The organism is Agrococcus sp. GCM10030265 (assembly GCF_042666675.1).
Classification (GTDB): domain Bacteria; phylum Actinomycetota; class Actinomycetes; order Actinomycetales; family Microbacteriaceae; genus Agrococcus.
In genome coordinates, this window is sequence record NZ_JBHTCZ010000002.1 from 370,967 (window position 1) to 385,335 (window position 14,369).

The 14,369-nt window shown below is 71.2% G+C and carries 12 protein-coding genes and 1 tRNA gene; 10 read left to right on the forward strand and 3 right to left on the reverse strand.

The window, feature by feature from the left end; all coding sequences use genetic code 11:
* Positions 1–25: 25 nt before the first annotated feature.
* Positions 26–1,537: a pyruvate kinase gene (pyk, locus tag ACFQPP_RS05920; RefSeq protein ID WP_376915625.1), complete on the forward strand. Its 1,512-nt coding sequence runs from the start codon at positions 26–28 to the stop codon at positions 1,535–1,537.
* A 78-nt stretch (positions 1,538–1,615) separates the two neighbouring features.
* On the opposite strand, the gene ACFQPP_RS05925 is transcribed toward pyk, so the two are convergent.
* A tRNA-Leu gene (locus tag ACFQPP_RS05925) sits at positions 1,616–1,697 on the reverse strand.
* A 40-nt stretch (positions 1,698–1,737) separates the two neighbouring features.
* Here ACFQPP_RS05925 and ACFQPP_RS05930 point away from each other — a divergent pair.
* Positions 1,738–2,382, forward strand: coding sequence for an ANTAR domain-containing response regulator (locus ACFQPP_RS05930; protein ID WP_376915626.1), 645 nt, complete (start codon positions 1,738–1,740; stop codon positions 2,380–2,382).
* Between the two features lie 98 nt (positions 2,383–2,480).
* Here ACFQPP_RS05930 and ACFQPP_RS05935 read toward each other — a convergent pair whose 3' ends face one another.
* Positions 2,481–2,909: a PaaI family thioesterase gene (locus tag ACFQPP_RS05935; protein ID WP_376916762.1), complete on the reverse strand. Its 429-nt coding sequence runs from the start codon at positions 2,907–2,909 to the stop codon at positions 2,481–2,483.
* Between the two features lie 109 nt (positions 2,910–3,018).
* On the opposite strand from ACFQPP_RS05935, the gene polA reads away from it, so the two are divergent.
* The 8 genes from polA (at position 3,019) to rpsA (ending at position 13,648) form a co-directional block, all read left to right on the forward strand.
* Positions 3,019–5,646, forward strand: a complete 2,628-nt coding sequence (gene polA / locus ACFQPP_RS05940) for a DNA polymerase I (protein WP_376916763.1) — start codon at positions 3,019–3,021, stop codon at positions 5,644–5,646.
* Positions 5,647–5,679: 33 nt separating this feature from the next.
* Positions 5,680–6,681: a TIGR03560 family F420-dependent LLM class oxidoreductase gene (locus tag ACFQPP_RS05945; RefSeq protein ID WP_376915627.1), complete on the forward strand. Its 1,002-nt coding sequence runs from the start codon at positions 5,680–5,682 to the stop codon at positions 6,679–6,681.
* Between the two features lie 23 nt (positions 6,682–6,704).
* Positions 6,705–8,387 carry a DUF885 domain-containing protein gene (locus tag ACFQPP_RS05950; RefSeq protein ID WP_376915628.1) on the forward strand — a complete coding sequence of 561 codons (1,683 nt, stop codon included), beginning with the start codon at positions 6,705–6,707 and terminating at the stop codon, positions 8,385–8,387.
* Between the two features lie 264 nt (positions 8,388–8,651).
* The gene (locus ACFQPP_RS05955) at positions 8,652–9,146 is read left to right on the forward strand and encodes a hypothetical protein (protein WP_376915629.1); all 495 of its coding nucleotides are present in this window, start codon (positions 8,652–8,654) and stop codon (positions 9,144–9,146) included.
* A gap of 70 nt (positions 9,147–9,216) precedes the next feature.
* Positions 9,217–9,753, forward strand: a complete 537-nt coding sequence (locus ACFQPP_RS05960) for a hypothetical protein (RefSeq protein ID WP_376915630.1) — start codon at positions 9,217–9,219, stop codon at positions 9,751–9,753.
* Positions 9,750–10,223 (forward strand): hypothetical protein, encoded by a 474-nt coding sequence (locus ACFQPP_RS05965; RefSeq protein ID WP_376915631.1) that lies wholly within the window; start codon positions 9,750–9,752, stop codon positions 10,221–10,223. Before ACFQPP_RS05960 ends, ACFQPP_RS05965 begins: the two co-directional genes overlap by 4 nt.
* Positions 10,220–12,013, forward strand: a complete 1,794-nt coding sequence (locus ACFQPP_RS05970) for a LamG-like jellyroll fold domain-containing protein (RefSeq protein ID WP_376915632.1) — start codon at positions 10,220–10,222, stop codon at positions 12,011–12,013. The genes ACFQPP_RS05965 and ACFQPP_RS05970 overlap by 4 nt, the downstream gene beginning before the upstream one ends.
* Before the next feature lie 177 nt (positions 12,014–12,190).
* On the forward strand, positions 12,191–13,648 hold the full coding sequence (gene rpsA / locus ACFQPP_RS05975; protein WP_376915633.1) for a 30S ribosomal protein S1: 1,458 nt from the start codon (positions 12,191–12,193) through the stop codon (positions 13,646–13,648).
* 84 nt (positions 13,649–13,732) lie between these two features.
* Here rpsA and ACFQPP_RS05980 read toward each other — a convergent pair whose 3' ends face one another.
* Positions 13,733–14,341: a DUF4126 domain-containing protein gene (locus ACFQPP_RS05980; protein ID WP_376915634.1), complete on the reverse strand. Its 609-nt coding sequence runs from the start codon at positions 14,339–14,341 to the stop codon at positions 13,733–13,735.
* Between the last annotated feature and the right edge of the window lie 28 nt (positions 14,342–14,369).

A 14,369-nucleotide genomic window follows, 5' to 3' on the forward strand; every position in this document is an offset into this window, starting at 1 on the left:
GCGAGACCGATGTGAGAGAGAGCACATGAGACGAGCGAAGATCGTCGCGACCTTCGGGCCGGCGCTGTCGGGCTACGAGCAGACGAAGGCCGCCATCGCGGCCGGCGTCAACGTGGCCCGCCTGAACCTGAGCCATGGCGCATACCCCGTGCACGAGGCCGTGTACGAGGACATCCGCCGGGCATCCGACGAGCTGGGGATGCCCGTGGGCATCCTCGTCGACCTGCAGGGGCCGAAGATCCGCCTCGGCAAGATCGCAGCGGGCCCGCAGGTGCTCGCCGACGGCGACACCTTCACGATCACGATCGAGGACGTCCCCGGCGACAAGGACCTCGTGTCCACGACGTTCAAGGGCCTGCCCGCCGACGTGAAGCCCGGCGACCCGCTGCTCATCGACGACGGTCGCATCGCGCTCGAGGTCGTCTCGACCGACGGCGTGCGCGTCGTGACGAAGGTCGTCGTCGGCGGCAAGGTCAGCGACAACAAGGGCATCAACCTGCCGGGCGTCGCGGTCAACGTGCCCGCGCTGTCCGAGAAGGACGAGGCCGACCTGCGCTGGGCGCTGCAGCTCGGCGCCGACATCATCGCGCTGTCGTTCGTGCGCGACGCCTCCGACATCCAGCGCGTGCACGAGATCATGGACGAGGAGGGCCGTCGCCTGCCCGTCGTCGCCAAGGTCGAGAAGCCGCAGGCCGTCGACAACCTCGCCGAGATCATCGACGCGTTCGACGCCATCATGGTCGCCCGCGGCGACCTCGGCGTCGAGCTGCCGCTCGAGCAGGTGCCGCTCGTGCAGAAGCGCGCCGTCGAGCTGTCGCGACGCTGGGCGAAGCCCGTCATCGTCGCGACGCAGGTGCTCGAGTCGATGATCGAGGCGCCGCGTCCGACGCGAGCCGAGGCGAGCGACTGCGCGAACGCGATCCTCGACGGTGCCGACGCCGTCATGCTCTCCGGCGAGACGAGCGTGGGCGCGTACCCGATCGTCACGATCGAGACGATGGCCCGCATCATCGAGTCGACCGAGGCGCACGGCATCACGCGCATCCCGCCGCTCGGCACGAAGCCGCGCACGCAGGGTGGTGCGATCACGCTCGCCGCACGCGAGGTCGCCGAGTTCGTCGGCGCGAAGGCCATCGTGGTCTTCACGGAGTCCGGCGACTCCGCACGTCGCATGTCGCGGCTGCGCTCGTCGATCCCGACGCTCGCGCTGACGCCCGACCCTGAGATCGAGTCGCGCATGCAGCTCATCTGGGGCATGCAGACGTTCCTCGTCGACCGCGTGACCCACACCGACGAGATGATGGGCCTCGCCGACGACATCCTCATCGGCCGCGGCCTCGTGCCGATGGGCGAGAAGGTCGTCGTGATCTCCGGCTCGCCTCCCGGCATCTCGGGCTCGACGAACGACCTCCGCGTCCACGTCGTCGGCGACGTGCACAACGAGGCGGCGCAGGCCTACCACGGCATCAGCCGCATCGAGGTGCCGACCGTCGCGCAGGAGCGCGCGCGCGCCGCGTCGACGCCCGCGGCGTCCTGACGAGCCGCACCGCGTCGTGACGGACGCCCCCATCCGGATCGGATGGGGGCGTTCGTGCGTGTGCTCGCCGACGACGAGTGCCGGCACAGGGACTCGAACCCTGACTCCGTGAGGAAGCGCAGTTTGAGTGCGCCGCGTCTGCCAATTCCGCCATGCCGGCGCGGGCGGGGTGCCGCACGCGCATCCCATAGGCTAGTCGCATGACCGATGCCACGTTCCTCGAGCCGGAGCTCCCCGAGCCGGAGGCGGCCACGAGCAGCACCCGGCGCCGCGTCGTCGTCGCGGAGGACGAGTCGCTCATCCGTCTCGACATCGTCGAGACCCTGCAGGACAACGGCTTCGAGGTCGTGGGCGAGGCCGGCGACGGCGAGCGTGCCGTCGAGCTCGCCACCGAGCTGCGGCCCGACCTCGTGGTCATGGACGTGAAGATGCCGAAGATGGACGGCATCTCGGCGGCCGAGCGGCTGTCGGAGGGCAAGATCGCCCCCGTGGTGCTGCTCACGGCCTTCTCGCAGAAGGAGCTCGTCGAGCGCGCGTCGGAGGCGGGTGCGCTCGCCTACGTCGTGAAGCCGTTCACCCCGAACGACCTGCTGCCCGCGATCGAGATCGCGCTCGCGCGCTACGAGCAGATCCAGGCGCTCGAGTCGGAGGTCGCCGACTTCGCGGAGCGCTTCGAGACGCGCAAGCTCGTCGATCGCGCGAAGGGCCTGCTGGGACAGCGCATGGGCCTGTCGGAGCCCGAGGCCTTCCGCTGGGTGCAGAAGGCGTCGATGGATCGTCGTCTCACGATGGGCGAGGTCGCGCGAGCCGTCATCGAGCAGCTCGGCGAGGGCAAGAAGGGCTGACGCCCCGCCGAGGCCCGTGCGGCGACCGGTCGACCCGTGCGGCGACCCATGGTCTCGTGCGGTGGTCGGTCGTCCCGTGCGAAGCCCCCGTTCGCGCCTCAGCGCTGGTCGCGGAGCAGGTTCGTGATGCGTGCCGTCGAGATGCGGGCACCCGACTCGTCGGTGACGACGATCTCGTGCACCGTCATCGTCGAGCCGAGGTGCACCGCGGTGCACGTGCCCGTCACGGTGCCGGATCGCACCGAGCGCGTGTGCGTCGCGTTGATGTCGATGCCCACGGCGTAGCGGCCGAGGGTGATGGCGTGCGCGTTCGCCGACATCGACCCGAGCGACTCGGCGAGGACGCAGTAGGCGCCGCCGTGGATGAGCCCGATCGGCTGCCGATTGCCCTCCGCGGGCATCGTCGCCACGGAGCGCTCGGCCGAGAGCTCGGTGAACTCGATGCCCATGCGCTCCGCGAGCTCGCCGCGGCCGCGTTCGCCCAGCAGGTGCGACGCGCCCGGGCTCGCGGCGACCGAGGCGGCGATCGGATGCGGGGGAGTCGCAGGCGCGGACGCGTCGGGCAAGGGTCCTCCAGAGGCGGTGTCGCAGGTCCTGGCTAGGCTTGCTGCCGTGCCGGACACGAAGCCTACCCTCATGGTCATCGACGGCCACTCGCTGGCGTTCCGCGCGTTCTTCGCGCTGCCGCTCGACAACTTCGTCAACAGCGAGGGGCAGCATACGAACGCCATCCACGGGTTCATCTCGATGCTGCTGCTCATCCTCAAGAACGAGCGGCCGACCCATCTCGCCGTCGCCTTCGACATCTCGCGGTTCTCCTTCCGCACGCGGGAGTACGCCGAGTACAAGGGCACGCGTGCCGAGACCCCGCCCGAGTTCAAGGGGCAGATCCCCCTCCTCGAGGAGGCGCTGCACGCCATGGGCATCCGCACCATCTCGAAGGAGGACTTCGAGGCCGACGACATCCTCGCGACGATGGCGAGGAAGGGCGTCGCCGAGGGCATGCAGGTGCTCGTCGTCTCGGGCGACCGCGACACGATCCAACTCGTCAACGACGACGTGACGCTGCTCTACCCCTCGGCTCGCGGCGTGTCCGAGCTGAAGCGCTACACGCCCGAGACCGTGCGCGAGCGGTACGGCATCGAGCCGCACCAGTACCCCGAGATCGCGGCGCTCGTCGGCGAGACGAGCGACAACCTGCAGGGCATCGACAAGGTCGGCGAGAAGACGGCCGTCAAGTGGGTGCAGCAGTGGGGCACCGTCGACGAGATCCTGCGGCACGCGGACGAGATCAAGGGCGTCGTCGGCAACAACCTTCGCGAGCAGCAGGAGCGCGCGGTGCGCAACCGCAGGCTCAACCGCCTGATCGACGACGTCGAGTTGCCGATCGGCCCCACCGACGTCGCGCGCCAGCCGATCGACGAGGGCAAGGTGCGCGAGATGTTCTCGCAGCGCCTGCAGTTCCGCACGCTGCTCGACCGCGTGCTGACGCAGGAGGGCGGCGGTGCGAGCGGCGAGGCGGCTCCGAGCGCCAACGGTCCCGACGCACCCGCGGTGCACACCATGGTCGACGAGGAGCTCGCGACGTGGCTCGAGCGTCAGACCGGCGAGGTCGCCGTGCATCTCGACCGCACGGGCGACGCGCTCACGGGCATCGGGCTGTCGACCGAGTCCTCGAGCGTCCACGTGCCCTACCAGGCGGGCACGGGCGACTACGTCGCGCTCGCCGAGTGGCTCGCGAGCGACCACCCGAAGGTGCTGCACGACGCGAAGCTGCAGCGGCGCTGGCTCTGGGCCGAGGGCCTCGACCTCGGCGGCGTCGCGCTCGACACGCGCATCACGGCGTGGCTCGCAGCACCGACGGCGCTCGCCAAGACCTACGAGCTCGACCACCAGGTCTTCACGATCCTCGGCGAGACGATGCCGAAGCCCGATCCGCGGCAGCTCGTGCCCGACGTCGAGCCGAGCGCGATCGGCACCGTCGCCTGGTACGTCAGCCGCATCGCCGGCCCGCTCCGCGCGAGCATCGACGAGGGCACGCAGGGCGTCGAGGCCGACATCGAGCTGCCGCTGCAGCCCGTGCTCACGCGCATGGAGAACGCGGGCGTCACGATCGACGCCTCCGTGCTCGAGCGCATCCACTCGACGATGCGCGAGAAGGCCGACGGCCATGCGCAGGATGCCTTCGCCGAGATCGGGCACGAGGTGAACCTCGGCAGCCCGAAGCAGCTGCAGACGGTCCTGTTCGACGAGCTGGGCATGCCGAGGACTCGAGCGACGAAGACGGGCTACTCGACCGACGCGCAGTCGCTCGCCGACCTGCAGGAGTCGAGCCCGCACCCGTTCCTCGGGCTGCTGCTGCAGCATCGCGAGGCGACGAAGCTCATGCAGATCATCGAGACGCTGCAGAAGGGCATCCGGTCCGACACCCGCATCCACACGACGTACGACCAGACGGGGTCGAACACGGGGCGCCTGTCGTCGAACGACCCGAACCTGCAGAACATCCCCATCCGCACCGACGTGAGCCGCGAGATCCGCACGGCGTTCGTGCACGGCGAGGGCTTCGAGACGCTGCTCACGGCCGACTACTCGCAGATCGAGATGCGCATCATGGCGCACCTGTCGGAGGACGCGGGTCTCATCGAGGCGTTCCACTCGGGCGAGGATCTCCACCGCTTCGTCGGCTCGCGGGTCTTCGGCGTCGACCCCGCCGACGTCACGCCGCTCATGCGCACGAAGGTCAAGGCGATGTCGTACGGCCTCGCGTACGGCCTCAGCGCCTTCGGCCTCTCGAAGCAGCTGCGCATCCCGCAGTCCGAGGCGAAGCAGCTCATGCTCGAGTACTTCTCGCGCTTCGGCGGCGTGCGCGACTACCTGCGCGGCGTCGTGATGCAGGCGAAGGACGACGGCTACACGACGACGATCTTCGGCCGCCGCCGCCCGTTCCCCGACCTGCACTCGGCGAACCGCGTGCTGCGCGAGAACGCCGAGCGCCAGGCGCTCAACTCGCCGATCCAGGGCTCCGCCGCCGACATCATCAAGCGCGCGATGCTCGCGATCGACGCGAGGATCCTCGACGAGGGCCTGGGGTCGCGCATGCTGCTGCAGGTGCACGACGAGCTCGTCTTCGAGGTCGCGCCGGGCGAGCTCGAGCGCATGACCGAGATCGTGCGCGAGGGCATGGGCGGCGCCGCCGACCTGTCGGTGCCGCTCGACGTCGCGGTCGGCGTCGGTCGGGACTGGGATGCCGCGGGCCACTGACCACCGCGCCATGGCGTCGCTAGGCTGCCGGGCATGACGCTCCGCACCGGACTCTTCATCCCGCAGGGCTGGCGCCTCGACCTCGTCGGCGTCGAGCCGGCCGACCAGTGGCGCACGATGCTCGACGTCGCGCGGCGCGCGGACGCCGGCTCCTGGGAGTCGGTGTGGGTGTACGACCACTTCCACACGACGCCGCATCCCACGCACGAGGCGACGCACGAGGCCTGGACGCTCATGGCGGCGCTCGCCGCGGCGACCGAGCGGGTACGCCTCGGCCAGATGTGCACGTGCATCGGCTATCGCGAGCCCGCGTACCTCGCGAAGGTCGCGGCGACGGTCGACGCGATCTCCGGCGGTCGCGTCGAGATGGGCATCGGCGCGGGGTGGTACGAGCACGAATGGCGTGCCTACGGCTACGGGTTCCCCGGCACGGGCGAGCGCATCGGCAGGCTCCGCGACGGCGTGCAGATCATGCAGCGGCTCTGGCACGACGGCGAGGCGACGCTCGAGGGCGAGTGGTACTCGGTCGACGGCGCCATCTGCCGCCCGCAGCCGCTGCAGCGGCGAGCAGACGGCACGCCGCACATCCCGACCTGGATCGCGGGCGGCGGCGAGCAGCGCACGCTGCGGTACGCGGCGAAGTGGGGCGACGCGTCGAACTTCGGCGGCACGCCGGAGCAGTTCGCGCGCAAGCGCGACATCCTCCACCGGCACTGCGACGACGCCGGGCGCGACCCGGGCACCATCGTCAACTCGACGAACCTGAACGTCGTCGTGCGGGCGACGGAGGCCGAGGCCCGCCGCGTGGTCGACGAGGTGCACGCGCGCACCGACGCCGTGCTCCCCGCCGACCAGGCCGGCGCCGCGTTCAACGTCGACTCGGCCGTCGTCGGCACGCCCGAGCAGGTCGCCGAGCGCATCCGCGCGATGCAGGCGGCGGGCTGCGACTACCTCGTGGTCTACATGCCCGACGTGGCCTACGGGCTCGAGGGCGTGGACGCCTTCGACGAGGCGGTCAGGCCCCTGCTGGCCTGAGTCGCCGCGAGTAGGGTCGGAGCATGACGGAGACCCCGCAGGAACGCACCCCCACGCCCATCGACGCGATCGCCGAGGCGGTCGTGCAGAAGGAGATCGAGCTCGAGCCCCGCACGCGCGTGTGGCTCGGTGCCGACGGAGACCAGACCCAGTACGGCGACCTGTCCCGCGAGGGGGTGCAGCCCCGCATCGACGCGGCGCGCGGCACGCTCGCGGCCCTCGCCGCCGAGGAGCCCGTCGACGACGTCGACTGGGTCACGAAGACCGACCTGACGCGGGAGCTCGAGCTCGAGGTCGAGACGCTCGAGTCCGGCTGGTGGCAGCGCGACCTCAACAACATCGCATCCGAGGCGCAGGGCATCCGCGACGTCTTCGACATGATGCCCACGGCCACCGAGGAGCACTGGAGCGACATCTCGGGCCGCATGCGCACGGTGCGCGGGGCGATCGACGGCTACGTCGACTCGCTGCGGGCCGGCATCGAGGCGGGCAACACGCCTGCGCGTCGACAGGTCGAGCAGGTGATCGAGCAGCTCGACGACCTGCGCGACGGCTCGGGGTTCTTCCACGACCTCGCGAACGAGGCGAAGGCCGACGACGCCGACCTGAGCCAGGGTCTCCGCAGCGACCTGCAGGGCGGCGCGCAGTCGGCGACGCTCGCGTACGGGGTGCTGCGCGACTTCCTGCGCGACGAGCTGTTGCCGGCCGCGCGCGAGGAGGATGCGGTGGGCCGCGAGTTCTACCAGCTCATGTCGCGCCGCTTCCTCGGTGCGAGCGTCGATCTCGACGAGACGTACGAGTGGGGCATCGAGGAGCTCGCCCGCATGCGCGACGAGCAGGAGCGCATCGCGAACGAGATCCTCCCCGGCGCGTCCGTGCAGGAGGCGATCGCGCACCTCGACGGCGACGCGTCGCGCAAGCTGCACGGCACCGACGCGCTGAAGGCGTGGATGCAGGAGACGAGCGACGCGGCGATCGCCGAGCTCGGGAGGACGCACTTCGACATCGCGGAGCCCATCACGGCGCTCGAGTGCATGATCGCGCCGACGCAGACGGGCGGCATCTACTACACGGGGCCCGCCGACGACTTCTCGCGTCCCGGCCGCATGTGGTGGTCGGTGCCGAAGGGCGTCACCGAGTTCGACACCTGGCGCGAGCTGACGACCGTGTACCACGAGGGCGTGCCGGGCCATCACCTGCAGATCGCGCAGGCGACGTACAACCGTGCGCAGCTGAACACGTGGCGCAGGCTCGCAGGCACGTCTGGCCACGCCGAGGGCTGGGCGCTCTACGCGGAGCGCCTCATGGAGTCGCTCGGCTACCTCGACGACCCGGCCGACCGGCTCGGCATGCTCGACGGTCAGCGCATGCGCGCGGCGCGCGTCGTGCTCGACATCGGCGTGCACCTCGGCAAGCCGCGTCTCGACGGCACGGGCACGTGGGACTTCGACTACGCGTTCGACTTCCTGCGGCAGAACGTCAACATGAACGAGCCGTTCGTGCGCTTCGAGGTCAACCGGTACTTCGGGTGGCCGGGCCAGGCGCCGTCGTACAAGATCGGCCAGCGCATCTTCGAGCAGATCCGCGACGAGGCGAAGGCCGCCGAGGGCGACGCGTTCGATCTGAAGGACTTCCACATGCGCGTGCTGAACATCGGCGGCGTCGGACTCGACACGCTGAAGGGTGCCGTGCTGCGGGGGCGTTGAGGCTGCGCGCAGGGCGCACGACGACGGCCGCGGCGATGGGGGAGCACCCCGTCGCCGCGGCCGTCGCCGTTCCCGGGGTCTGCTGCTTCGTCGGGAGTGAACTTTCCTCGCCCGCATCTGTACCCCGACGGCATGTCGCACTTGTTGACGAATGCTCGGATCTGTAGCGTCGTGCGTCGAGGGTCCGCGCGTTCGCGACGGTCCGGTCCGCCGCAGCGACCGACCGGCCCTCCACCTCACCCCCTCAGAGCACGGAGCCTCGCCATGTCCACGACCACGCCCACGCGCCGCCTGCCCCGCAAGAAGCTGATCGCCGGCGTCGCCGCGCTCTTCATGCTCGTCGGTGCCGGCGCTGCCGTCGCCTACTGGACCACGACGGGCTCGGGCACCGGCTCGGCCGCGACGGGCTCGTCGCAGCCGGTCGTCGTCGTGCAGACCTCGAACGTCACGAACCTGCGCCCCGGCGCCGCCGCGCAGACGCTCTCGGGCACGTTCAACAACCCCTCGGGTGGCTCGCAGTACGTGCGCACGGTCACGGCGTCCATCTCGAGCGTCACGGTCGCAGCCGGCGTCACCGGCACCTGCACGGCTGCCGACTACACGCTCGCCGGCGCGACGATGACCGTGAACCAGAACGTGGCCGCCGGCACCGGGCAGGGCACGTGGACGGGTGCGACGATCGCCTTCGCGAACGACAACGCGCGCAACCAGGACGCCTGCCAGGGCGCGACGGTCAACCTGAGCTACACGTCGAACTGACCCGGATCCGGGAGGCTCCGCGAGAGCCTCCCGGCCCCGCCGACACGACGCACGAGCCCTGGAGCACCCCATGACGACCGACGCCCGCACCGGACGCCGCCGAGCCTTCCTGCTGGGCGCCGCCGTCATGCTCGTGCTCTGGACGGGCACGGTCGTGGCATGGGCCGCGATCGACGCGAACCGGTCGGACGTGCTCGTCGTCGGGGGCGGCTCCAACCAGCATTCGATGCTCGACGACGCCGGCGGGCTCGAGATCTCCGGCTCCCTCGCCGTGCCCCTCGTGCCCGGCTCGGGGGAGCGCCTGGACCTCGTGCTCGACAACGCGACGCGCGATCGGCTCGCGATCACGGGGCTCACCGTCCGGATCGCGGAGGTCGTCGCGCCCAACGCGACCGCCGAGCTCGCCTGCGGCGTCGACGACTTCGCCATCGAGCAGACGCGCTTCGCGCTCGAGCTCGACGCGTCGAGCGCGTCGTCGCTGACGGACGCGGGCGCGGACGTCGACCAGCTGCCGCTCGTGACGATGCGAGACACCGCCGTCGACCAGGCCGGATGCATGGGTGCGACGCTCGCGCTCGAGTACGCGGCGCTCGGCACGCCGGCATGACCCCCGCGAAGCGCGCCTGGCTCGTCGCGACCGTCGCCATGGTCGCGATCCTCGGCATCGGCGGCACGGCGCACGCCGTCTGGACCACGAGCGGCGCGGGTGCCGGCGCGTCCGGCACGGGCTCCGCCGCCTCCGCCGTCACGCTCGCGGCGGGCACGGCGACCGACGCCCTGCGCCCGGGCGGCACCGCGGAGGTGCGCACGACGGCCACGAACCCGAACGCCGCGCCCGTGCGCCTCGGCGCGCTCGCGCTCGACACCACGCGCGGCACGAGCGGCATCCTCGTCGCCGGCGCCTCGGGCACGTGCCCGGCGTCGGCCTTCTCGTTCACGCCCAGCGCGGCCGGGTGGACGGTGCCTGCGAACGGCTCGTCCGCCATCGTGCTGCCGGGCGCCGTCGGCATGGCGGCCAACGCGCCCACCGGCTGCCAGGGTGCGACCGTCACCGTGTACCTGCGAGCGGGCGCATGAGCCGCGCGAGCGTGCGCGCACCGTTCGTGGTGGCGGCGCTGGTCGTCGCGCTCGTCGTCGCCGTCGGCATGCCCGCGCCCGGCACCTGGGCCTTCTGGACCGCGCCCGTGCAGGGCGAGCGGTCGAGCGCCGCGCAGGCGTCGACGGTGCCGCGCGTCGGCACGCCGACCGCCTCGGTCGCCGCGCAGCACGACGTCACGGTCGACTGGCCGGACGCCACGCTCTCCGACGGCACCCCCGTCTCCGGCTACGTCGTGACGCGGACGAGCACGACGGGTGCGACCGCGTCGGCGACAGGCGGGTGCGCGGGCGTCGTCACGGCGTCGGCCTGCGTCGAGAACGACGTGCCGGACGGCCGATGGACGTACTCCGTCGTCGCACGGTACGCGGAGGCCTGGGTGGGCCCCGCGAGCGCGGCGAGCGCCGCCGTCGTCGCCGACACGGTCGCGCCGACCAATGCGCTGTCCGTGACCGCGACGAGCGGCAGCGCCGCGCTCGTCGGCACGACCGTGTTCTACCGCGGCGCCGCCGCGGGCTCCATCACGATCGCGAACGCCGTCTCCGACGGGCTCTCGGGGCCGGGTGGCAGCGCCACCGGCCAGATCTCCGGCGGCGGGACGCGCTTCACGCACGTCGCGTCGCGCGTCAACGCTCCCGCAGGCGGCCCGTACGTCTCGAACCCCATCTCCTGGAGCGCGGGCACGACCTCGAGCCCCGTCCTCGGCATCGACGGATTCGACGTCGCAGGCAACAACGCCGCCGCGACCCTGACGTTCGTCGACGACAGCACGGCGCCCACGGGCGGCTCGATCGGGTACGCGACGACGACGCGACGCGCGGCCGGCACCACGAGCGTCGCGATCGCCGTGAGCCTCGGCACCGCGACGGACGGCGCGACGGGCTCGGGCATCCCCGCAGCGGGACGCGTGCTCGAGCGGGCAGTCGCGACCCTCGTCGGCGACGCCTGCGGCGCCTACGGCGCCTGGGCTCCCGTGCAGGCCTTCGCACAGGATCCCGGCTCCGCGACCGTCGGCGCAGCCGTCGGCACCTGCGTGCAGCTGCGCTACGTCGTGACGGATGCGGTCGGCAACGCCGCGATCGCGACGGGCGGCACCGTCAAGGTGAAGCCGCCGTACGCATCCGTGGTCGGCACGAACGGGCTCGTCGACCAGTTCCGGTTCGAGGGCAACGTGCTCGCCAACTCGCGGGGCACCACCGGCACCACCGCGTCGGCGGCGACGACCCCCACGACGACGACGGGTGCCATCGCCGGCGACGGAGGCACTGCCGCGTCGTTCGACGGCAGCAACGACTACATCCGCATGAACCGGTCGATCGGCGGCGACTTCTCGATCGAGCTGTGGTTCCGCTCGACGCAGGGGATCGGCACCGGCACCCAGTGGTACAACGGCGCGGGGCTCGTCGACGCCGAGGTCTCCGGGGCGACGAGCGACTTCGGCATCTCGCTCGCGAGCGACGGCAGGGTCATGGCGGGCGTGGGAAGCCCCGACGTCACGATCTCCTCGCGCTCCGGCCTCAACGACGGCGCGTGGCACCACGTCGTCATGACGCGCACCCAGTCGAGCGGCATCGTCGAGCTGTGGATCGACGGGGTGAGCGCGGGCACCGTGCGGGGAGGCACGCAGGCGCTCACCGCTCCCGCGAGCATCGACATCGGTCGCCTGCAGACCGGGATCCAGTACTTCCGCGGCAGCATCGACGAGGTCGCGATCTTCTCCCGCGTGCTCACGGGCGACGAGATCCGCGCCCACCACGCCAACGCGCTCTGAGCGACGGCATCGTCGGCGCCGCGCCGCGCGGTGCCGCGTGTCGTGCGACGACACGCCGGATGCGATAGCCTGGACCGTCGCTTCTGCGACCTCACTTCCGCATGCTCGCGGCTGCATCCGACACCAGGATCCCTCCGCGGGCCCGACTCTGTCCGAACCGAAGGCAACCAACACCACATGACCACTGCAACGACCAAGGCTCCGAAGCAGGTCGCCGTGAACGACATCGGCAGCGCCGAGGACTTCATGGCCGCCGTCGAGAAGACCCTGAAGTTCTTCAACGATGGCGACCTGATCGAGGGCACCGTCGTCAAGATCGACCGCGACGAGGTCCTTCTCGACGTGGGCTACAAGACCGAGGGCGTCATCCCCTCGCGAGAGCTCTCCATCAAGCACGACGTCGACCCCACCGAGGTCGTCGAGGTCGGCGACGCCGTCGAGGCGCTCGTCCTCCAGAAGGAGGACAAGGAGGGTCGACTGATCCTCTCCAAGAAGCGCGCCCAGTACGAGCGTGCATGGGGCGACGTCGAGAAGATCAAGGAGACCGACGGCGTCGTCACCGGCTCCGTCATCGAGGTCGTCAAGGGCGGCCTCATCGTCGACATCGGCCTCCGCGGCTTCCTCCCGGCATCGCTCATCGAGCTGCGCCGCGTCCGCGATCTCACGCCGTACCTCGGCCAGGAGATCGAGGCGAAGATCCTCGAGCTCGACAAGAACCGCAACAACGTGGTGCTCTCGCGCCGCGCGCTGCTCGAGCAGACGCAGTCGGAGTCGCGCACGCAGTTCCTCGACGGCCTGCAGAAGGGCCAGATCCGCAAGGGCGTCGTCTCGTCGATCGTCAACTTCGGCGCATTCGTCGACCTCGGCGGCGTCGACGGCCTCGTGCACGTCTCGGAGCTCTCGTGGAAGCACATCGAGCACGCATCCGAGGTCGTCGAGGTCGGCCAGGAGGTCACCGTCGAGGTCCTCACCGTCGAGCGCGACCGCGAGCGCGTCTCGCTGTCGCTCAAGGCGACGCAGGAGGACCCGTGGCAGGTCTTCGCCCGCACCCACGCGATCGGTCAGCTCGCGCCGGGCAAGGTCACGAAGCTCGTCACGTTCGGTGCGTTCGTCCGCGTGGCAGACGGCATCGAGGGTCTCGTGCACATCTCGGAGCTCTCCGAGAAGCACGTCGAGACGGCCGACCAGGTCGTGTCGGTCAACGACGAGGTCTTCGTGAAGATCATCGACATCGACCTCGAGCGTCGCCGCATCTCGCTGTCGCTCAAGCAGGCGAACTTCGACGTCGACCCCGAGGCGACCGAGTTCGACCCGGCGCTCTACGGCATGCTCGCCGAGTACGACGACCAGGGCAACTACAAGTTCCCCGAGGGCTTCGACGCCGAGACGAACGAGTGGCGCGAGGGCTTCGACGCCCAGCGCGAGGCATGGGAGGCCGAGTACGCGGCTGCCCAGGCTCGTTGGGAGTCGCACAAGGAGCAGGTCAAGAACGCTCGCGAGGTCGAGGCCGCAGACGTGGCCGCCGGCGCGTCGACGGGCTCGAGCTACTCCTCCGAGTCGAACGGCGGCGGCACGCTCGCCGACGACGAGGCGCTCGCAGCGCTCCGCGAGAAGCTCACGGGCCGCGCCGACTGAGTCGACGCATCCCGCGAGCATCCGCTCACGCACGAGGGCCGCATCCCCGATGGGGGTGCGGCCCTCGTCGCGTGCGCGGGGTGGCTAGGGGGCGCTCGAGCCGGCAGGCACGCCCGGACCGCGCCTCCCGCGGCGCACGATCGCGATCACGATCCACACGAGCACGGCGAAGCCGACGACGACGAGCACCGGCATGACGAAGGCGAGCACGGTCATGCCGACGGCGCCGACGTCCTCGAACGTCGAGATCACGGGCGCCGCGGCGCCCCCGGTGGCGACGTTCGCGACGGGGCGCACCGCCATCTTCGTGCCGTGCACGGCGAGGGCGATCACGGCCCCCACGGCGATGGGCACCCACTGGTTCGAGGAGAAGAAGGCTGCCGGGTCGGTGACGGCGAGCGTCGACGCCGTCGACGACGAGCCGAAGACGAGGCCGCCGGCCGTCGGCCGCACGACGGTCTGCAGCACGTCGTTCACCGTGTCGACGGCGGGGATCTTGTCGGCGACGACCTCCACGACGAGCAGCACGGCCACGATGCCGAGCACCCACTCGTTCGACAGCCACTGCCAGCCCTCCGGCAGCTGCATGAGCTGAGGCAGGAAGCGGTTGGCGACGCCCACGGCGAGCAGGGGGACGTAGGCGTTCATCCCGGCGGCCGCGGCGAGACCGGATCCGGTCAGGAGCTCGAGCATGCTGCCTCCAGCGCGGGGGCGCGTCCCC